Annotated in this window: 22 protein-coding genes; 5 read left to right on the forward strand and 17 right to left on the reverse strand. The window is 68.6% G+C overall.

The features are described 5' to 3' along the window. Window positions 1–3 precede the first annotated feature (3 nt). A complete protein-coding gene (locus ACSR87_RS13075; protein ID WP_498530767.1) occupies window positions 4–756 on the forward strand; it encodes an NRDE family protein in 753 nt (250 codons plus the stop codon). 25 nt (window positions 757–781) lie between these two features. Further along, window positions 782–1135: a helix-turn-helix transcriptional regulator gene (locus tag ACSR87_RS13080; RefSeq protein ID WP_008573652.1), complete on the forward strand. Its 354-nt coding sequence runs from the start codon at window positions 782–784 to the stop codon at window positions 1133–1135. A gap of 212 nt (window positions 1136–1347) precedes the next feature. Here ACSR87_RS13080 and psmA read toward each other — a convergent pair whose 3' ends face one another. The 11 genes from psmA to dapA all read right to left on the reverse strand — a co-directional run bounded on the left by psmA (window position 1348) and on the right by dapA (window position 10392). Further along, window positions 1348–2109, reverse strand: coding sequence for an archaeal proteasome endopeptidase complex subunit alpha (psmA, locus tag ACSR87_RS13085; RefSeq protein WP_498530768.1), 762 nt, complete (start codon window positions 2107–2109; stop codon window positions 1348–1350). Between the two features lie 6 nt (window positions 2110–2115). Further along, window positions 2116–2595, reverse strand: a complete 480-nt coding sequence (locus ACSR87_RS13090; protein WP_430639311.1) for an Rpp14/Pop5 family protein — start codon at window positions 2593–2595, stop codon at window positions 2116–2118. Window positions 2596–2604: 9 nt separating this feature from the next. Further along, a complete protein-coding gene (locus tag ACSR87_RS13095; protein WP_498530769.1) occupies window positions 2605–3231 on the reverse strand; it encodes a class I SAM-dependent methyltransferase in 627 nt (208 codons plus the stop codon). Continuing rightward, window positions 3215–3910 (reverse strand): RNase P subunit p30 family protein, encoded by a 696-nt coding sequence (locus tag ACSR87_RS13100; protein WP_498530770.1) that lies wholly within the window; start codon window positions 3908–3910, stop codon window positions 3215–3217. The genes ACSR87_RS13095 and ACSR87_RS13100 overlap by 17 nt, the downstream gene beginning before the upstream one ends. A 125-nt stretch (window positions 3911–4035) precedes the next feature. After that, window positions 4036–4590 carry a BGTF surface domain-containing protein gene (locus tag ACSR87_RS13105; protein ID WP_498530771.1) on the reverse strand — a complete coding sequence of 185 codons (555 nt, stop codon included), beginning with the start codon at window positions 4588–4590 and terminating at the stop codon, window positions 4036–4038. Between the two features lie 50 nt (window positions 4591–4640). Further along, on the reverse strand, window positions 4641–5750 hold the full coding sequence (locus ACSR87_RS13110) for a M20 family metallopeptidase (RefSeq protein WP_498530772.1): 1110 nt from the start codon (window positions 5748–5750) through the stop codon (window positions 4641–4643). Then, a complete protein-coding gene (dapF, locus tag ACSR87_RS13115; RefSeq protein ID WP_498530773.1) occupies window positions 5747–6613 on the reverse strand; it encodes a diaminopimelate epimerase in 867 nt (288 codons plus the stop codon). The genes ACSR87_RS13110 and dapF overlap by 4 nt, the downstream gene beginning before the upstream one ends. A gap of 20 nt (window positions 6614–6633) precedes the next feature. Next, the gene (gene lysA, locus ACSR87_RS13120; protein WP_498530774.1) at window positions 6634–7881 is read right to left on the reverse strand and encodes a diaminopimelate decarboxylase; all 1248 of its coding nucleotides are present in this window, start codon (window positions 7879–7881) and stop codon (window positions 6634–6636) included. Next, window positions 7878–8720 carry a 2,3,4,5-tetrahydropyridine-2,6-dicarboxylate N-succinyltransferase gene (locus ACSR87_RS13125; RefSeq protein ID WP_498530775.1) on the reverse strand — a complete coding sequence of 281 codons (843 nt, stop codon included), beginning with the start codon at window positions 8718–8720 and terminating at the stop codon, window positions 7878–7880. The genes lysA and ACSR87_RS13125 overlap by 4 nt, the downstream gene beginning before the upstream one ends. After that, window positions 8717–9478: a 4-hydroxy-tetrahydrodipicolinate reductase gene (dapB, locus tag ACSR87_RS13130; RefSeq protein ID WP_498530776.1), complete on the reverse strand. Its 762-nt coding sequence runs from the start codon at window positions 9476–9478 to the stop codon at window positions 8717–8719. Before dapB ends, ACSR87_RS13125 begins: the two co-directional genes overlap by 4 nt. Continuing rightward, entirely contained in the window at window positions 9475–10392 is a 918-nt protein-coding gene (gene dapA, locus ACSR87_RS13135; RefSeq protein WP_008573674.1) for a 4-hydroxy-tetrahydrodipicolinate synthase, read from the reverse strand. Before dapA ends, dapB begins: the two co-directional genes overlap by 4 nt. Window positions 10393–10782: 390 nt before the next feature. Here dapA and ACSR87_RS13140 point away from each other — a divergent pair, with 390 nt between their 5' ends. Next, window positions 10783–11280: a LabA-like NYN domain-containing protein gene (locus tag ACSR87_RS13140; RefSeq protein WP_004043836.1), complete on the forward strand. Its 498-nt coding sequence runs from the start codon at window positions 10783–10785 to the stop codon at window positions 11278–11280. Window positions 11281–11290: 10 nt separating this feature from the next. Here ACSR87_RS13140 and ACSR87_RS13145 read toward each other — a convergent pair whose 3' ends face one another. Further along, complete coding sequence (locus tag ACSR87_RS13145) at window positions 11291–12211, reverse strand: DUF7847 domain-containing protein (RefSeq protein ID WP_498530777.1); 921 nt, start codon at window positions 12209–12211, stop codon at window positions 11291–11293. Between the two features lie 89 nt (window positions 12212–12300). Continuing rightward, entirely contained in the window at window positions 12301–12468 is a 168-nt protein-coding gene (locus ACSR87_RS13150; RefSeq protein WP_008579182.1) for a hypothetical protein, read from the reverse strand. A gap of 119 nt (window positions 12469–12587) precedes the next feature. Between ACSR87_RS13150 and ACSR87_RS13155 the strand changes: the two genes are divergently transcribed. Together ACSR87_RS13155 and ACSR87_RS13160 are read left to right on the forward strand one after the other, a co-directional pair. After that, entirely contained in the window at window positions 12588–13067 is a 480-nt protein-coding gene (locus ACSR87_RS13155; protein ID WP_498530778.1) for a PUA domain-containing protein, read from the forward strand. A gap of 224 nt (window positions 13068–13291) precedes the next feature. Next, on the forward strand, window positions 13292–13876 hold the full coding sequence (locus ACSR87_RS13160; RefSeq protein WP_498530779.1) for a hypothetical protein: 585 nt from the start codon (window positions 13292–13294) through the stop codon (window positions 13874–13876). Window positions 13877–13994: 118 nt separating this feature from the next. On the opposite strand, the gene ACSR87_RS13165 is transcribed toward ACSR87_RS13160, so the two are convergent. The 4 genes from ACSR87_RS13165 to ACSR87_RS13180 form a co-directional block, all read right to left on the reverse strand. After that, window positions 13995–15014 carry a presenilin family intramembrane aspartyl protease PSH gene (locus tag ACSR87_RS13165; RefSeq protein WP_498530780.1) on the reverse strand — a complete coding sequence of 340 codons (1020 nt, stop codon included), beginning with the start codon at window positions 15012–15014 and terminating at the stop codon, window positions 13995–13997. A 48-nt stretch (window positions 15015–15062) separates the two neighbouring features. Further along, the gene (locus ACSR87_RS13170; protein ID WP_004043829.1) at window positions 15063–15287 is read right to left on the reverse strand and encodes an H/ACA ribonucleoprotein complex subunit GAR1; all 225 of its coding nucleotides are present in this window, start codon (window positions 15285–15287) and stop codon (window positions 15063–15065) included. Continuing rightward, window positions 15287–15565 (reverse strand): signal recognition particle subunit SRP19, encoded by a 279-nt coding sequence (srp19, locus tag ACSR87_RS13175; RefSeq protein WP_004043828.1) that lies wholly within the window; start codon window positions 15563–15565, stop codon window positions 15287–15289. Before srp19 ends, ACSR87_RS13170 begins: the two co-directional genes overlap by 1 nt. Before the next feature lie 96 nt (window positions 15566–15661). Beyond that, window positions 15662–16798 (reverse strand): PGF-CTERM-anchored ABC transporter substrate-binding protein, encoded by a 1137-nt coding sequence (locus tag ACSR87_RS13180; RefSeq protein WP_498530781.1) that lies wholly within the window; start codon window positions 16796–16798, stop codon window positions 15662–15664. Window positions 16799–16831 lie beyond the last annotated feature (33 nt).

Genomic DNA, 16831 nt, shown 5'->3' on the forward strand with positions numbered 1-16831 from the left:
CTCGTGTGCACACTCATCCTCGCGTGGCAGGTGTTCGAGGACGCGCCGGTCGTCGTCGCCGCCAACCGCGACGAACTCCTCGGCAGGCCCGCCGAACCGCCCCGGCGGTGGGACAACGGCGACGGCCCCGCAATCGTCGCCCCGCGGGACGCCGAGGCCGGCGGGACGTGGGTCGGCTACAACGACGCGGGCGTCTTCGTCGGCATCACCAACCGCTGGGTCGATGTCGACGGCGGCGGCGAGCGCTCCCGGGGCCACCTCGTCCGCGACGCGCTCCGTCACGAGACCGCCGAGGACGCGGCCCGGTTCGTCGAGCACGCGGTCGAGGACGACACCTACGACGGCTTCAACCTCGTCGTCGCCGACGAGAACGCCGCGCTGTTCTTCGAGTGGGACGGCAGTCTGTCGGTTCGGAACGTCGACCCCGGCGTCCGCGTCGTCGTCAACGTCGGCACGCCCGAGTCGTGGTTCGTCCCCGAGCGACGGCCCGAGGTGGGCGAGGCGCAAGCCGACAACGCCCGGCGACTGGAGGAGGCGCTCCAACCCGAACCGAGCGAGTCGGTGGAAGCGTGGCGCGAGCGAGCGAAGGCGGCGCTGGGCGACCACGACTTCGGCGTCTGCGTCCACGACCCGGAGGGTCGGTTCGGCACGCGCTCGTCGTCGGTCATCACGCTCGGCGGGGCGGAGTTCGCATACGAATTCGCCGACGGCCCGCCGTGTCAGACCGCCTTCGAACCGGTCGAACGTCAGGATTAAACCGCTCGCACGACGTGTAGATGGTATGAGCGCGAGCGAAGCCGAGCAAGACCTTTCTTCCGACGAGCGCGCGGGACTGGACCTCATCCGCGAGTCGGGCGGCATCCACCAGAGCGACTTCTGGAAAGAACTCGACATCTCCTCCCGGAAGGGGAGCCGCATCGCCGAGGTGCTGGAGTCGCTCGGTCTCATCAAGCGGACCGAGACCGTCTACAACGGCCACACCACCTACTACCTCGAACCCGCCGCGCGCGACCTCGACTTCTCGATGCTGATGGCGGGCGACATGCTCTCGCCGCTCATCGGAGAGGAAGAAATCAACGCCAACAGCAACGCCTTCTCGCAGTGGCTCATGAACCTCGCCTACGAGGAGTACTGAGCCGCCCGGGGTCGCTCTCCGTGGCCCGCTAGACGACCGCGTTTCCGGTTCTGTTTCGGTTTTCGTTTTCCGTTCCCGCCTCGTGTTCCGGCCGTGAGCGACGCCACCGCCCCCCGTCGCGTCCGAGACGCCGGCGCGGTCGCTCACCGGGCGGGAGTCGAAGAAGACCGCGCGGGAACCGGGAACGAGAAACGAGAACCGCGGGACGCGGCTTACTCGTCGGACTGTTCGTCGTCGTCCTCGGTCGCCAACAGGTCGTTGGCTTCGAGGTAGCTCTCGATTTCGTCGTTGGATAGCTCGACGAAGCGCTCGGACTCGGCGGAGACGGTCGCCACGTCGACGCCGTCGGGCGCGGTGCCCTCGTCGCTGGTCGAGGCGATGGCCTCCAGCGCGAGTTCGATACCCTCGTCGAGGGCCAGGTCGTCGCGGAAGTTCTCTTCGAGGTGCTCCTGGTGGTCGCCGCGGTCGGCCCCGATGGAGACGGCCTTCCACTCGTAGGGGGTCCCCGAGGGGTCGGTCTCGTAGAGGCGGGGCGTGCCGTTTTCGACGCCGCCGATGAGGAGCGCGACGCCGAAGGGGCGCGCGCCGCCGACCTGCGTGTACTGCTGGATGTGGTCGGTGACTTCCTTGGTCAGCGTCTCGATGCCGATGGGTTCGCCGTAGCGGAGGCGGTTGACCTGCGACTGGCGGCGGGCGAAGTCGATGAGCTGGCGGGCGTCGGCGACGTGGCCGGCGCTCGCGATGCCGATGTGGTCGTCCGCCTTGTGAATCTTCTCGACGCTCGTCGGTTCCATCAGCGGCGAGCGAGAGCGCTTGTCCGCCGCGAGGACGACGCCCTCGGGCGTTCGCACGCCGATACTCGCGGTGCCGCGCTTGACGGCCTCACGAGCGTATTCGACCTGATAGAGTCGACCATCCGGCGAGAAGATCGTAATCCCGCGGTCGTACGCCTGTTGTTGCGCTTGTCCCTGCATGGAATATCACTCGAAATCGAGTTGCGTCGCGCCCGTGAACCCGTCCGAACCGCGAACGTCGAAGAGGGAGTCGCGGACGACGGCGGTTCGGGAGTCGTTCTCGAACACGACGGTTCTCTCCTCGGAAATTCCGGCCCGGCCGTGTAAATACCTTTCCGAACAGGCACGCACTGTCCCCGAGACGCCTCGCACTCTCACCCCGACGGGGTCGCCGCCGACGGCGTCGATGCAGGCGAGGGCGGCCCGGGCGTCTTCGACGTGGCCGCGCCGGGCGCGGACGATGGTCTCGGCGACGCCGTCGGCGTAGTCGAACCCGAGGACGGTCAGGTCGGCGTCGGCGCTCCCGGCGTCGCCGTAGAGGTTCTGGGCGGCGTACCAGAGTTCGCGCTGGAACGGCCCGCGGGCGAGGTCGGCGTCGGGCCACGTCTCGACTTCGACGGCGAGATACCGCCGCCGCGGCCGGAGGTGTTTGGGAAGGTGTTTCATCGGGTCAGTTCACTCGTCGGCGGTCGGCGCTCGCTCGGCGACGAGGACGCCCACCTGCTCGTGGACCGATTCGACGGCCGTGAGGACGAATCCGGCGTCCGTGAGCGCGTCGGCGAGGAAGCCGACGGTCGCGGGGTCGTCCACCTCCGGTGAGTAGAACGGCTCGTCGGGGTCGGGCGTGCCGAAGAACATCACGTCGCCGAGGACGAACCGCCGCGGTTCGAGGTCGGCGATAACGTCGATGGCCTCGCGCTTTTCCTCGTCCGAGAGGTGGTGCATGGCGAAGTTCGTCACCACGATGTCGATTCGCTCGTCGTCGCCCGCGTTCGGGTCTCGGAACCGGCCCTCGTCGAACTCGACGTTCTCGATGCCGACTTCGGCGGCCTTGGTTCGGGCCTGTTCGAGCATCCCCTCGCTGATGTCGCGGCCGACGACGCGCTTCGCGTCGGGGGCGAGCGCGAGGGCGATAGCGCCCGTGCCGGTGCCGAGGTCGAGCACCACGTCCTCGGGGGAGGGGTCGGCGTAGTGGACGACGAGCGAGACGCACGCGCGGTACTCGTCGCTGTCTTGGGCGTCGTCGTACTCCGCGGCGATGTGGGAAAAGCGGGCGGCGTGTTCCTCAATCGTCTTCTTCATACCGTCCCCGTTTGACGCCGGGGGCTATGAACGACTCGGACGTGCGCTCGCGGTTGCGCGCCGCGAGGCGACCCCACTCGCGGAGGCCGTCGAGCACCTGCTCGCGGTCGAAGCCGATGACCTCGCCCAGTCCCGCCAACTCGCGGGGGCTCCGCAGTTGGAGATGCGACGACGGGGTCGCGGAGACGACGTAGGGGGCGTCGTAGTACTCGACGAGTTCGCGGAGTTTTCGGAGCGCCGAGATGGCCTGCACGCGGGTTCCCCCGTCGCTTCGGAGCACCGGCCCGAAGTCGAACTCGACGCGGACGCCGTTGTCGCGGGCGGCCTTGGCGAGGACGTGGTTGAAGTTGCCCTCGCCCGCCATCGGCCGCGAGAGCACGTCGACTCGGGGCTGTTCGACGGCGAATCGGTTGAGCGCGTTCGTCCCCCCGCGGACGATGAGCAGTTCGCGCTGCGGGCGGTAGTTGCCGACCGCGCCGCTGGCTTGTTCCGGGTTGGACGCGTCGATTTCGACGGCGTCGACGAGGTCCACGTCGAGCGCGTCGCGGAGGCGGTCGTAGTCGGGGCGGGCGTCGAGCGCGCGGACGACGACCCCGTCGTAGTCGTACCGCCCGGCGGCGACGGCGACGCGACTGACCGTGCTCTCGCCGTCGGGGTGTGCGTAGACCGCCTCGTACATACGCCGACTCAGGTGCGGGTGGGAAAAGGGCGTTGCGTTCCGGAGCGACGGGGCGGCAGGACGGTGGGGCGGTCGGCGCGGGCGAGCGAGCGAACGAGTGAACTGGCGAACGCGGGACCGTGCGCTTAGAGGCCGCGGGCGGCGACGAACGACGCGACGAGGAGCGCGGCGACGCCAACTCCGGCACCGAAGCCGGGGACGTCGATTCCGGACGACGAATCGGCCGTCGTCGCGGTCGACGCGGACGTCGTTTCGGCCGTTGCGGCGTCGTCGATATCGGGCGTGAGCGTCGAATCTTCGGGCATATCGTACGTCACGAGCGTGGCGTTCTCCTCGTAGATCGGCTGTTGGTCCCGGCGAACCGAGACCTGCACCGGCCCGCCGCGGAGTTGGGCCATCTCCGAGAGGTCGAACGTTACATCGAAGCTGCCGTTTTCTCCGACGCGGACGGCCTTCGAGACGAGAAACGGATGGGTATCACCGACGGATTTCACGCGGACGCCGATGAGCGTCCCGGGCGCGAACGGGGTCGTCCCGTGGACATGCTCGCCGTCGACCGCATCGAGCGTGAGTTCGTCGCCCGCGTGGTCGATAGCGGTGCCGCTGTCCGCGGCGACGACGCCCGACAGCGACAGCGCGACCACGACGACGAGGGTGACGATGAGATATGGAGGGCGCATCGTTCGAAACGTATCGTCCGGATAACAAGTACGTTGTGATTAATCGACACTTAGGCGGCGAGCGCGGCGACCGCGGCGCGGAGTGCGGCGGCCGCGGTCCGCACGTCGTCGGTCCGGACGTACTCCCTGTCGGCGTGCGCGACCGCGCCCTCGTCGTCGGCGAGGTGGCCGGGTCCGAAGACGACGACGGGCGCGGGAGAGAAGTAGGAGGCCTCGGTCGCGGCCGTAAAGGGCCGAACGTCCGCCCGGCCGCCGGCGTCTCGGGAGGCCGCGGCGAGCGTCGTCACGAGTTCGTGGTCGGGGTCGGTCGCGAACGCTTCGAGGAACGGCGTCGGGCGCTCCGTGAGCGCGAAGTCGATGCTCACGTCGTCGGACACGCCGTCCGACACCGCGGCCCGGAGCGTCGACCGGAGTTCCTCGCGGAAGCCGTCGGCCGTCTCCGGGGGGACGCTCCGGCGGTCGACCACGAGTCGGCAGTCGGCGGGCACCTGATTCGAGTTCGCCCCGCCGTCGACCATCGTCGGCGTCAGCGTCGCCGGGCCGAGTTCGGGGTGGACCTCGCGGTCGTCGTCGAACGACCGGAGGGCGTCGAGCACCGGCGCGAGCGCGTCCACGGCGTTGACGCCCGATTGGGGTTCCGCGGCGTGCGCGGCGACGCCCGACAGCGACACCGTTCCCTCGAACCGGCCTTTCGCGGCCGTACACACGTCGAGGCCGGTCGGCTCACCGACGATGTACATATCGCCGTCGAGGTCGAGGGCGGCCGCGCCCATCGAGAGGAGTTCTTCGTCGGGCGTGACGGCCAGCGTGACTCGGCTGTCGGGTCCGGGGTCGACGGCGAAAAAGGCCGCCAGCAGGCCCGCGAGCGGCCCCTTCGCGTCGCAGGAGCCGCGGCCGCGGATGACGCCCTCGTCGCGTTCGTACGGGACGTGCGGCGAGACGGTGTCGATGTGCGTGTTGAGGACGAGGTGCGTCGTCGGCTCCGCCGCTCCCTTCGTGGCGACGGTGTTGCCGGCGTCGTCCACGGTGGGGGAGACGCCCTCGGCTTCGAGCGTCGCGACCAGCAGGTCGCGCATCTCGCCTACGTCGTCGTTCGACGCGACGGGGACGGCCCGTTCGAGGAACGCCACGGGGTCGAACCCGTCGGCGTCGCCGCTCATCGCTCGCGGAAGACGATGTCGGCTTCGCCGTCGCCCTCGTAGACGGCCGGGCCGCCGAGGAGCGCCGCGCCCTCGTCGGGGACGGTCACGGAGAGCGCGCCGCCCGGCGGGGTGACGGTCACGGGGTCGTCGCCAGAGACGCGCCCGAGGCGCTTCGCGGCCGCGACGACCGCGACCGCGCCGGTGCCGCAGGAGCGCGTTTCGCCCTCGACGCCGCGTTCGAAGGTGCGCTGGCGGAAGCCGCCCTCGCCGTCGGGAGAGGCGAGCGTGACGTTCGCGCCCTCCGGGAACACCGACGCGTGGCGGACCGGCGGCGCGACGGATTCGAGGTCCACGTCGTCCACGTCGTCGACGAAGGCGACCGCGTGGGGGACGCCCGTGTTGACGGCCGTGACGGTCAGGCCCTCGACTTCGGCCTCGACGAGTTCGTCGTCGGCCGCGAGCGGCACGTCGCGGGGCGCAAACGAGGGCGTGCCCATCTCGACGGTCACGTCGGTGCCGTCGAGGCTCGCGCGGCGGGTGCCGGCGGGCGTGTCAATCATAACTTCGTTCGTGCCGGTTCGCTCGGCGGCCCACGCGGCCGCGACGCGAGCGCCGTTGCCGCACATGGCGGCGACGGAGCCGTCGGGCTGGACGAGCGTCATGACGACCCGCGGCGGGTCGTAGCGCGATTCGAGCGCGAGAAACAGGACGCCGTCAGCGCCGCGTCGCTCGCTTTCGCTCAGGGTGATTCCGGCCTCGCGGTCGCAGTGGGTGCGCGCGAAGGCGGGGCGGTCCGGGACCGGGTCGTCTGCGTCAACGACGAAAAAGTCGTTTCCAGTGCCGTGGAACTTTTCGAAGGGAACGGTGTTGAGTACGCTCATGGTTCTGTGTGGGTGCTTGGTCAGTTGGGGATGTGCTCGGATGCGGTTCGTTCGAGGGCGGTGACGTCGTCGAGGGTCTCGCGCCGGCGGGCCACTCGGGGACCGTCGGCGTCGAGGACGACTTCCGGGGGGCGCGGTCGAGAGTTGTAGGTGCTCGCCATCTCGTAGCCGTACGCCCCCGCGTTGCCGAGCGCGAGACAGTCGCCGCGCTCGGGGTCGGGGAGGTCGCGGCCGTCCGCGAACACGTCGCTCGTCTCGCAGACGGGGCCCGCGACGATGGCCGAAACCGGGTCGGCGTCGGGCCGAGAGAGATTCGAAATCGCGTGGTACGCGTCGTACATCGCCGGTCGGAGCAGGGTCGTCATACCGGCGTCGATGCCGACGACGGTCGCCTCGGGGGCGTCCTTCACGGTGTTGACCCGCGAGAGGAGCACGCCGGCGTCGGCGACGACGTAGCGCCCGGGTTCGATTGCGAGTTGCGCGTCAACCACCCCGAGCGCCTCGCGGGTCGCGTCGGCGACGGCGGCGAGGTCGAGCGGCGGTTCGTCCTCGCGGTAGGGGACGCCGAAGCCGCCGCCCACGTCCACGAATTCGAGGCCGCCGACCTCGCGGGCGAGGTCGCCCATCCGGCGGACCAACTCGCGGTGCGCCGAGAGGTCGTCGCCGGAGATACCACTTCCCGCGTGGGCGTGGACGCCGACGAGGTCGAACTCCTCGCGCACGTCGGCGGCGAGGTCGGGGACGCGGTCGATGGGGATGCCGAACTTCGCGTGGCCGCCGGTCGTGACCTTCTCGTGGTGGCCCGCGCCGACGCCGGGGTTCGCCCGGAGGCAGAGGCGGCCGTCGAAGCCGCGCTCGCGCAGGCGGTCGATAGTGTCCGCCGCGCCGACCGTGACGGTCATCTCGGGGTTCGACTCCCAGCGCGAGACGACGTGGTCGAGGTCGGCGTCCGGCGGGTTGACCGCCGTGTAGCGGACGCGCTCGCCGGGGAAGCCCGCGTCGAGGGCGCGCTCGACCTCGCCCGCGGAGGCGCACTCGGCGTCGACGCCGGCCTCGCGGACGGTTTCGAGCACTGCCCGGCCGGCGTGGGCCTTGACGGCGTAGCTGACGTGCGCCTCGGGGAACGCCTCGCGGAGTCGGTGACAGTTCTCGCGGACGCGACGGAGGTCGGTCACGTACAGCGGCGAGCCGAACTCGTCGGCGAGCGACAGCAGGTGCTCGCGGTCCCAGTCCGAAAGCCGCCGGACGGCCGGCCCGCCGCCGCTCATTCGCGCAGCGCCTCCTCCCGACGGGTCGCGTCGAGGGTGTCGTCCTCGATGTCGAGGGCGACGACCGCGGGCTTGTACGCGCCGCCGGCAAAGAGGTCGTGGTCGCCGAGCGACGACTCCACGAAGCGCGTGAAGGCGCGGCGGTTCGCGGGCAGGTGGCCGTAGTAAATCTCCTCGTCGACGAGGTCGTAGACGGGGATGCGGGGCGTCAGAAGCGTGTTCTCACCGACGATGGAGTTCTCACCGACGACGAAGCCGGAGGTGACGCGACAGCCCGCGCCGAGCGCCGCGCCGTCTTCGACGACGACCGGGGCGTCCTCGACGGGTTCGAGCACGCCGCCGATGAGCGTGTTCGCGCCGAGCTTGACGTTCGCGCCGATCTGCGCGCAGGAGCCGACGGTGTCACAGGAGTCCACGAGCGTGCCGTCGCCGACGTGCGCGCCGACGTTCACGAACGAGGGGCTCATCATGATGCAGTCGGAGCCGAGGTACGCGCCGCGCCGGATGGCAGTGCCGTCCGGGGTGTTGCGCGTGCCGCGCTCGCTGAGGTCTTCGGTGTCGCGCAGGGGGAGCACGTCGTGGTAGCGAACGTCGCCGTACTCGCGGGCGAGCGTCTCGCGCAGGCCGAAGTTGAGCAGGATACCCCGCTTGACCCACTCGTTGGCCTCCCACGAGGTCACGTCGGAGCCGGTCTTCTCGGCGGCGCGCACCTCACCCGCTTCGAGGGCGTCGAGGAACGCGTCGAGCGTGTCGAGTTCGTCGACGGTCGCCGATTCGGCGTCTACGTCGCCGTCATCATATCGCTGCCACAAGTCTCGTACGTCGGATTCCAGATTCATTCGAGTACCTCGGTGAAGTCGTACCACCCGGCGTCGCGACCGGAGAGCCACGCCGCGGCGTCGAGTGCGCCAGCGGCGAACACTCCCCGCGACCCCGCGCGGTGCGTGAGTGAAAGAGACTCGTGATTTCCAGCCAGTAATACTTCGTGCTCACCGGCAATATCCCCCGCCCGACGAGCGTGGACGCCCACCTCGCCTTCGGACCGGGGTGCTTCGCCCTCGCGGCCGTGGACGCGCTCGGACTCGCCGCGTACATCGTCGACATCTTCGAGGATGGTCAGCGCCGTCCCGCTCGGGGCGTCGCGCTTGGCGTTGTGGTGCGTCTCCGTGAGTTCGATGTCGTAGCCGTCGAGCGCCGGAACCGCCTCGCGGACGGCCCGGCGGAGCGCCGCGATGCCGCGCGAGAAGTTCGAGGCGTACAGCACCGGGGTCTCCGATGCGGCCTCGCGGAGCGCGTCGAAGCCGCCCTCGCTCAGGCCGGTCGTGCCCGTGACGAAGGCGACGCCCGCCGCCGCGCAGGCCGACGCGTACTCGATGCAGGACGCCGGGCCGGTGAAGTCGACCACGGCGTCGGGGTCGTGCGAGGCGAGCAGGTCCGCGAAGTCGGCCGCGTCCTCGACGGCGACGCCTTCGACCTCGTCGCCGGGCGAGCGACTGACCGCGAAAGCGACCGAGAGGTCGTCGCGGTCGGCGGCCGCGGCGAGGACTTCCCCGCCCATGCGCCCGGTCGCACCGGTGACGCCGACGGAGACCGTCACTCGCCCGCACCCCCGTCCGGAATCGCCTGTTCCGCTTCGAGGTCCGACAGCAGGCGGCGCAGTTCCTCCGCGTTCTCCTCGGTGAGTCGGGTGAGCGGCGGGCGCAGGCGCGCCGGGCCGTAGCCCCGAATCTCCATGGCCTCCTTGACCGGGATGGGGTTCGTCTCGGAGAACAGGTGGCGGTTCAGCGGCGCGAGGTCGTGGTGGATGTCGCGGGCGCGCTCGTAGTCGCCTTGGAGCGCCGAGTGGACCATCGCGCCGACGCGCGCCGGTTCGACGTTCGCCGTGACCGAGATGGCCCCGACGCCGCCAACAGAGAGCGTCGGGAGCGTGAGCGCGTCGTCGCCCGACAGCACCGCGAACTGCTCGTCGCGGGTCCGCTCGACGACCTCCGAAATCTGGCCGAGGTCGCCGCTTGCAGCCTTGTAGCCGGTGATGTTCGGGTGCTCTGCGAGCGTCGCGGCCGTCTCGGGCAGGATGTTGCTCCCGGTGCGGCCGGGGACGTTGTAGACGATTTGCGGCAGGTCGATTTCGTCGGCGATGGTCCGGTAGTGGTCGACGAGCCCGGCCTGCTCGGGCTTGTTGTAGTACGGCGAGATGAGAAGCAGCGCGTCGGCCCCGGCGTCGGCGGAGCGCCGGGAGAGTTCCAGCGCCTCGCGGGTCGAGTTCGACCCGGAGCCGGCGATGACGGGCACCTCCTCGACGGCCTCGACGGCGGCTTCGACGACCTCGACGTGTTCGTCGTGAGTGAGCGTCGCGGACTCGCCGGTCGAGCCGACGGGCACGACGCCGTCGACGCCGGCTTCTTCGAGGCGTCGCACGTCGGCCTGGAACTGTTCGAAGTCGATACTGCCGTCCTCGTGGAACGGCGTGGTCATCGCGGGATAGACGCCGCGGAAGTCGAATGATGTCATGTGTCGTTGGTGGATGTGGTGACGGTCGCGAGAGCGTTGATACGGTCGTGTGACCGGAACGTGCGTCAGCCGAAGGCCGCCCGAGACGGGGTCGCTACTCCCGCAACGAGCGATTCAGTACGCACGTTTTTTCGAAAAGAAAGCGGCACGCGACGCTGTCGAAGGTGTGGTGACCTGCGAGGGCCGCGTCGCGTCGTTCACACCGGATGCAGGTGCTGGAAACGTAATATAACTTGCGCCGTCTGCAGGACCTGCCGGACCCGACGGGCGGGCTGAGGCACGATTCGCGGCGCTCTCCGTCCGGTTTCCGGCCGCGACGGTGGACGCCCGTCCGCCGCACCCCCGTCTCCCCGGACGGTTATTAGCCCGCGCCGCCCAAGCGTCGTACGAATGACTGAGATTCACCCCGACCAACGCGTCGCCATCCTCGCAGACGCGCAGAACCTCTACCACACGGCACAGAGCCTCTACTCGCGGAACATCGACTACTCGTCGCTCCTCCAGAAGGGGACGGCGGGCCGCGCGCTCACCCGCGCCATCGCCTACGTCATCCGGGCGGATTCGCCCGACGAGGTGAGCTTTTTCGATGCACTCGTCGACATCGGTTTCGAGACGAAAATCAAGGATATCAAGACGTTCGGTGACGGCTCGAAGAAGGCCGACTGGGACCTCGGCATCGCGCTCGACGCGGTCAGCCTCGCCGACCACGTGGACACGGTCGTCCTCTGTTCGGGCGACGGCGACTTCGAACGACTCTGTACGCACCTCCGCCACGAGGGCGTCCGCGTCGAGGTGATGGCGTTCAAGGAGTCCACCGCCGAGGAACTCGTCGCGGCGGCGGACACGTTCATCGACCTGTCGGAGCGAAAAGAGACGTTCCTGCTGTAATCTCCGCCGACTACTCGAACTGCGGAATCGCCGCGTCCCCGTCGATGTCGGGACCGGCCGTCCCGGTCGGTCCGTCGGTCCCCGCGTCGTGAGCCTCGAAGAAGGCGACCGCGTAGGTGTACTGGAACGCCGCGAGAATCGTCTGCGTCGCTATCGAGAGGACGGCGATAGCGGCGATTTCCATCGGCGCGAAGCCGACCCCGGCCTGCGCCGCCGCCGGGTTCGCCGCCTCCTGGACCTGCTGGACGCTCTGGAACGACACAAAGAGGATGACGCCCGTGGCGGGGATGCTGACGACGAGACCGACCACGAACCGGATGACGGAGTAGCCGAGCGTGGGGACGACGTTGTGCCGGACGAGTCGATAGCTCTCGCCGAACGATTCGATGGGGCCCTTGTCGCCGACGACGACCGCGACCGGGTAGAACTGGATGAGGAAGCTGACGACGAGGTACACCAGTCCGAGGAGGCCCAGGACGGCGATGCCGACCAGGAAGCCGCCGCCGAGGGCGAGATTGGAGACATCGCCACCGCTGGCTGCGAGGCCGCCGAGACCGAGCGAGACGGCCACGGCGACCACGATGATGACGAACACGATGCCGAAGGCGAGGACGATGCCGAGTTGGACGAAGTTCGCCAGGAGCACCGAGACGTACTTCTCGCGGCCGACGGCCGTGAGCGTCGACAGCGAGGTCGAGCCACCGCCCCCGCGGCCGACCGCCTCGTCGGCCATGCCGTAGAGACCGGCGGCGACGAACGGCGTGACGAAGAACGTCGCCGCCATGAGGATGGTCGGAACGAACGGTATCTGCGCCAACTGCGTGGCGAGTTGCGGGAGCGTGATGAGGCCCAAGGCGAGACTGCCGAGGAACAACACCGGGTTCGACCGGATGCCTCGGAGGGCGGTCTGGAGGGAGCTAATCGCAGCCATAGTTCGACCTGTCGATGCGACAATACGTAAAACGGGAGGGTCGAGACGCCGGCGTGGTCGGGGTCGTATCCGGGCCCGCGGGTGGGAACTCAGGCCGTCGGCGTCGCCAATCGGGCCACGGTGGCGACCGCGCCGAGCGCCGCGATGGCGGCGAGCACCGTCGGGAGCCGCCAGTCGAGCGCCGTCTGCGTGAGAAGCACACTGCTCGCGAGCAGCAGCGCGGTCCCCACGGCGGCGAGTCGAACGTCCACAGACATACTCTGAGGGCGGTCAGTCCCGTACTTAGGGCTTTTTGTCTCGAACGGGCGTGGTAGCTCGGCGCACGCGGCCGGCCGGGACCGCGACCCACTTTAGCCGGCGGGGCGAACGGCGGGGTATGACCGAAGGCCACGCGACCGATTTGGACGACCTCCGGGTCGTCGCCGACTACCAGTTCGGGGCCGGTGCGGGCGACGCGCTGTTCCCGGCCGACGCGGACATCGAACTCTCCCGCTCGCGGAGCGGCCGTCCGCGACAGGTGTACGTCGAGGGCGACCGCGTCACCTCCTACGGCACGGACGGCCGGTTCACCCTCGGCGTCGCCGGGGGACGCCGCCTCTACGACGCTCTCGACGGCGACGCCTACGTCGTCCGCGTCGGCGACGAGTCGGTTCCGTTCGTCAGCGACGGCAAGAACGCCTTCGCCAAGTTCGTCACCGCCGCCGACCCGGCGGTTCGCTCGGGCGACGAGGTGTGCGTCGTCGGCCCCGACGGCGACCTGCTGGGCGTCGGTCGCGCGGAACTCTCCGCGGATGCGATGCTTGACTTCCAGGCGGGGATGGCGGTTCGCGTCCGCGAGGGCGCGGACGAAGAGTGAGGTGAAGTCGGGGGAGACTCGGCCGGTACGCCGCTGTTGGGATTGAGGGGTGGGAGAGATGGCGTGCGAGACGTAGAGAGAGTTCAGCACGACAAAGAGGCATCTACCCACAGACAACGTTCTAAACCTCTCCAGTTGGGGTCCGTATCAACCACCGTCTTAGCGTACTGATTTCGCCCAAATCGGTTCAATAATGTTACTTGATTGGGGCGTCGTTGTTTTCTATGGCTTCTGGGCGCTACCCCCGTATCACGGTTACTGAAGGACCTCAACCCAGCAAGAAACCCTTCCAGCTCAGTATGGAGAAGCTACGCGATTTCTCATCCGATGCACCTGCTCAGATTCGGGGTTCATTTGAGAATCGTTCCTCCGAAGAGCAAACGGTTGGCTTCGGCGCAATCCAGCCGTACTCCAGTATTTGGAGTGAAGGCCAAGGATGGCTTGTTCTCATTCCGAGTGACCGTCGGGTACAGAAACACGCCTTCGGAACAGACGAACAGATTATCCCGGACCGCCCGGTCGAGGGGTGCTGGCAGACGAATCTTGTTCACTTCGTTCTTCCTGACGTGCTTAGATGGCAGTCACTCGATGCGGGGGAGTGCATTCAGACCGAATACACTGTACTGCATTACCCGGAGCGAGAAATATTGGAGGCCACGATGGACAAGTGGGTGAGCAATCGACCCGAAGATGTGGGCTGTCTTCCCGCAGGGGAACACCACTTTACCGAATCATTTGTGCCGAAAGTTAGAGCGGACACGACATGGGAAGCGTTTGAGTGGAGCTATACACTCACGATCGACGGGTAGCTCTCTATCTACCGATTCGGACGGCCGAAGCCCGGTAAGTTCCCGTGACCGATTCGCGCTCTATCCAGCACAGCCGCAACAAACAATCACCGGACGAGAACTTCGACGGACCCGCGTTTCAGAGGTACGGTGCGAGTCCGAGCGCGGAGACGAGCGGGACGCCGGCGACGACCGAGCCGACGAGGTAGCCGCCTATCGCGCCGCCGTTGAGAAGCGGCAGGCCGGCGTGCGCCCGCCCCTTCATCACGGCCCACATCAGCCCGGCGAACCCGGCGAACGTCCCGACCATGGCGAGGAGCGCCGGGAGGTTGAGCGCCGGGAGCGTACCAAATCCGAGGGACGGCGCTTCGGAGAAGAACGCGCCCGAGGCGACCATCACGGTCGGCATGACCGCGTCGCCGAGGCCGATGAAGAAGGCGTCTCGCTCGCCGGACTCGGAGTCCTCGGCGTCGTCATTGGCCGTCTCAGTTTCCGTATTGGCATCGGCCGTCTCCGCCGGTTCGCCCCCGTCGGTCGCGTTCTCGCCGTCGCCGACTTCGTTGGCGTCGCGGGCGAACTCGTCGTCGAGAATCGAGTACGACAGCGTCGTCGGGATGACGAGCACGACCGGGATGCGGAGGTCCATCACGCCCTCCGCGAGGTCGAGCATGTGCTTGGTCTTGTAGACGCTGATGGCGTCGTAGACGGCGAGGACCGAGAGGAGCACGATGGCGGGCAACAGGCCGAAGCTGATGCCGAACAGGGCGGCCGCGCCCGCGCCCATGAGCACCCCCGCGGCGTCGATGACGTACCACTCGGGGTAGACGAGCAGCGCGAGCGCGACGGCCGCCGAGAGGCCGACCGCGACGAGCGCGCTGGGAATGAGCGCGGCGAAGACGTACCACGCGAGCAGGCCGCTCGTGAAGACGATGACGAGTCGGATGAGCTGGTCGAGGTCGTACTTGAACGCCGCGAGCATGAACGCGGTCATGGCGATAATCGCGCCGATGTAGAGCAGGCTGTTCGTCGGGTCCGAGGGGTCTTCGACCGTCTGGTACCCCTGTTCGAAGAACGTCGGCACGAGGGCGAGCGCACCCACCTGCACGACGAGGAAGATGAGGGCGGCGAGGGCGACCCCCCGATAGGCGCGGCGTGACATAGAGGGCCGTTCCCACCCGAGGAGTATGGGGGTTGCGCTCTGGCGTCGTCAGCGAGCGTAGAGCTTGCTGCCGACGAGGCGGGCGGGTGAGCCGCTGTCGGCCGTGACCGCGACGTAAGGGCGGTCGACCGGGCCGAACACGTCCACGATGCGACCCACCGTCGACAGCGACTCGTCGAGGACCATCGTGCCGATGTCCGGCGTGTCGTCGTCGTCGAGGCGGACGATGGCGAGGCCCTGCGCCGTCCGGGAGACCGTGCCGATTCGTCGCATCAGTCGCGGAGGATTCCGACGTAGGCGGCGACCGCCTGCACGATGTCGTTTTTCGTGGCGTCGTCGGCGTTGTTCACGAGGACGCGCCCGCGGGTTTCGAACTCGCGGGAGTACCGTTTGTCCCGTTCGATGACGGCGTCGTAGCCGACCTGCTGGACGGCCTTCGCAATCTCGTCGACGGTCGGCGCTTCGACCGCCGCGGACTGGGCGACCCGCCGACCCTCGCTGCGCGAGAGAGAGGCGTCGAGGTAGGCGGGGTAGATGACGTTCTCGACCATACTCGTGTGTCTGCCACCCGACGGTAATACGGTTGTGGTCTCACGGAGCCGAGCGCGTGCGGCGGAGAAACGGAGCCGGCGTGGGTGTCTGTATGGTTATCGGCGGCGCGCGAGCAGGACCGCCGCGCCGATGGCGGCGAGGCCGGCGACGACGCCGAACCCGGGCGCGTCGCTTTCTGTCGTGGACTCCGACGACTCGGTTGTCGTGGTTGCCTCGGTGGCGTCGGTCGCAGTCGCGTCCGCGGTCGTGGTCGTCTCGGTCGCGGACTCGGTCGACTCCGTCACCGACTCGTTTTCGAGTTGCCGGTAGCGCTCGTAGGCGTCGGGGTGGACCGCTTCGAGAATCGCCTCGCTCGCCTCGATGGCTCGCGGGGCGGGCTGTTGGAGCTTGTGCGCCTCGATGACGATGACGTTACCTTCCTGTACCGCCGTCGTGCTGTTGTACGCCGGGCTGCTCGGGACGGGCGCGTGGTCGGGGACGACGATGTACTCGGGGTTCATCTCGACGACGAACTCCTCGTTAATCTGGGCGAAGCCGGTGAGGTTCGCCTCCGCCGCGCCGTTGCGCAGCCCCGCGGTCGTCATGATGTCGGAGATGAACGTGCCCGACCCGGAGGAGTAGCCGAAAAAGGAGTTGAGGCCGACCGGGCGCTCCGCGCCGTCGAGGGCCTGCTCCATGTTCGCTATCGAGTCGCGCATCTCCGCGGCGCGCTCGACGCCGGCCTCGCAGTTGCCCGTCATGCGGCCGACACGTTCGGTCTTGTTGGCGACGGCGGCGAGCGACTCACCGGACTCGAAGACGACGACCGAGATGTCCGCCGAGCGAAGCTGTTCGATGCGGTCGGGTTCGGCGTTGTACGAGGAGTTCGGGACCAACACGAGGTCCGGTTCGAGACCGATGACGGCCTCGACGTTGAGGCCGCCGGAGCCGGAGACGTTCCCCTTGTCGGCCGCGCCGTCGAGGTACATGGCGTACTGCGAGACGCCGACGACCTCGTCGCGCGCGCCGAGTTCCCACATGGTCTGGGCGGCGCTCGGGTTGGTGGTGACGACCCGCTCCGGGTCGTCGGTGATAGTGACTTCGGTCCCCGTCGCGTCGGTGACGGTCACCGGGAACGTACAGGCCGCGGTCTGCTGCGGTGCCGCCTGACCTACCGCGGCCGCGGCCGGTGCCGGAATTCCGGCGAGAACGGTCGCGAACGCGAGCAGGGCGACGACGAGTTGTCGGTTCACGGTAGTGGCCTCAGCGGCTGTTCAATAAATATT

The organism is Haloferax sp. SDI50, assembly GCF_059802635.1.

Excerpts from the sequence above, each read along its gene's own strand:
- lysA (WP_498530774.1), bottom strand. The coding sequence starts at position 7,881 with ATGAGCGGCGGCGGGCCGGCCGTCCGGCGGCTTTCGGACTGGGACCGC.
- ACSR87_RS13100 (WP_498530770.1), bottom strand. The coding sequence starts at position 3,910 with ATGTACGAGGCGGTCTACGCACACCCCGACGGCGAGAGCACGGTCAGT.
- dapA (WP_008573674.1), bottom strand. The coding sequence starts at position 10,392 with ATGACATCATTCGACTTCCGCGGCGTCTATCCCGCGATGACCACGCCG.
- ACSR87_RS13125 (WP_498530775.1), bottom strand. The coding sequence starts at position 8,720 with ATGAATCTGGAATCCGACGTACGAGACTTGTGGCAGCGATATGATGAC.
- ACSR87_RS13140 (WP_004043836.1), top strand. The coding sequence starts at position 10,783 with ATGACTGAGATTCACCCCGACCAACGCGTCGCCATCCTCGCAGACGCG.
- ACSR87_RS13110 (WP_498530772.1), bottom strand. The coding sequence starts at position 5,750 with ATGAGCGGCGACGCCGACGGGTTCGACCCCGTGGCGTTCCTCGAACGG.
- ACSR87_RS13160 (WP_498530779.1), top strand. The coding sequence starts at position 13,292 with ATGGCTTCTGGGCGCTACCCCCGTATCACGGTTACTGAAGGACCTCAA.
- ACSR87_RS13095 (WP_498530769.1), bottom strand. The coding sequence starts at position 3,231 with ATGAAGAAGACGATTGAGGAACACGCCGCCCGCTTTTCCCACATCGCC.
- ACSR87_RS13170 (WP_004043829.1), bottom strand. The coding sequence starts at position 15,287 with ATGCGACGAATCGGCACGGTCTCCCGGACGGCGCAGGGCCTCGCCATC.
- ACSR87_RS13155 (WP_498530778.1), top strand. The coding sequence starts at position 12,588 with ATGACCGAAGGCCACGCGACCGATTTGGACGACCTCCGGGTCGTCGCC.
- ACSR87_RS13145 (WP_498530777.1), bottom strand. The coding sequence starts at position 12,211 with ATGGCTGCGATTAGCTCCCTCCAGACCGCCCTCCGAGGCATCCGGTCG.
- srp19 (WP_004043828.1), bottom strand. The coding sequence starts at position 15,565 with ATGGTCGAGAACGTCATCTACCCCGCCTACCTCGACGCCTCTCTCTCG.
- ACSR87_RS13150 (WP_008579182.1), bottom strand. The coding sequence starts at position 12,468 with ATGTCTGTGGACGTTCGACTCGCCGCCGTGGGGACCGCGCTGCTGCTC.
- ACSR87_RS13165 (WP_498530780.1), bottom strand. The coding sequence starts at position 15,014 with ATGTCACGCCGCGCCTATCGGGGGGTCGCCCTCGCCGCCCTCATCTTC.
- dapF (WP_498530773.1), bottom strand. The coding sequence starts at position 6,613 with ATGAGCGTACTCAACACCGTTCCCTTCGAAAAGTTCCACGGCACTGGA.
- ACSR87_RS13105 (WP_498530771.1), bottom strand. The coding sequence starts at position 4,590 with ATGCGCCCTCCATATCTCATCGTCACCCTCGTCGTCGTGGTCGCGCTG.
- ACSR87_RS13090 (WP_430639311.1), bottom strand. The coding sequence starts at position 2,595 with ATGAAACACCTTCCCAAACACCTCCGGCCGCGGCGGCGGTATCTCGCC.
- psmA (WP_498530768.1), bottom strand. The coding sequence starts at position 2,109 with ATGCAGGGACAAGCGCAACAACAGGCGTACGACCGCGGGATTACGATC.
- ACSR87_RS13080 (WP_008573652.1), top strand. The coding sequence starts at position 782 with ATGAGCGCGAGCGAAGCCGAGCAAGACCTTTCTTCCGACGAGCGCGCG.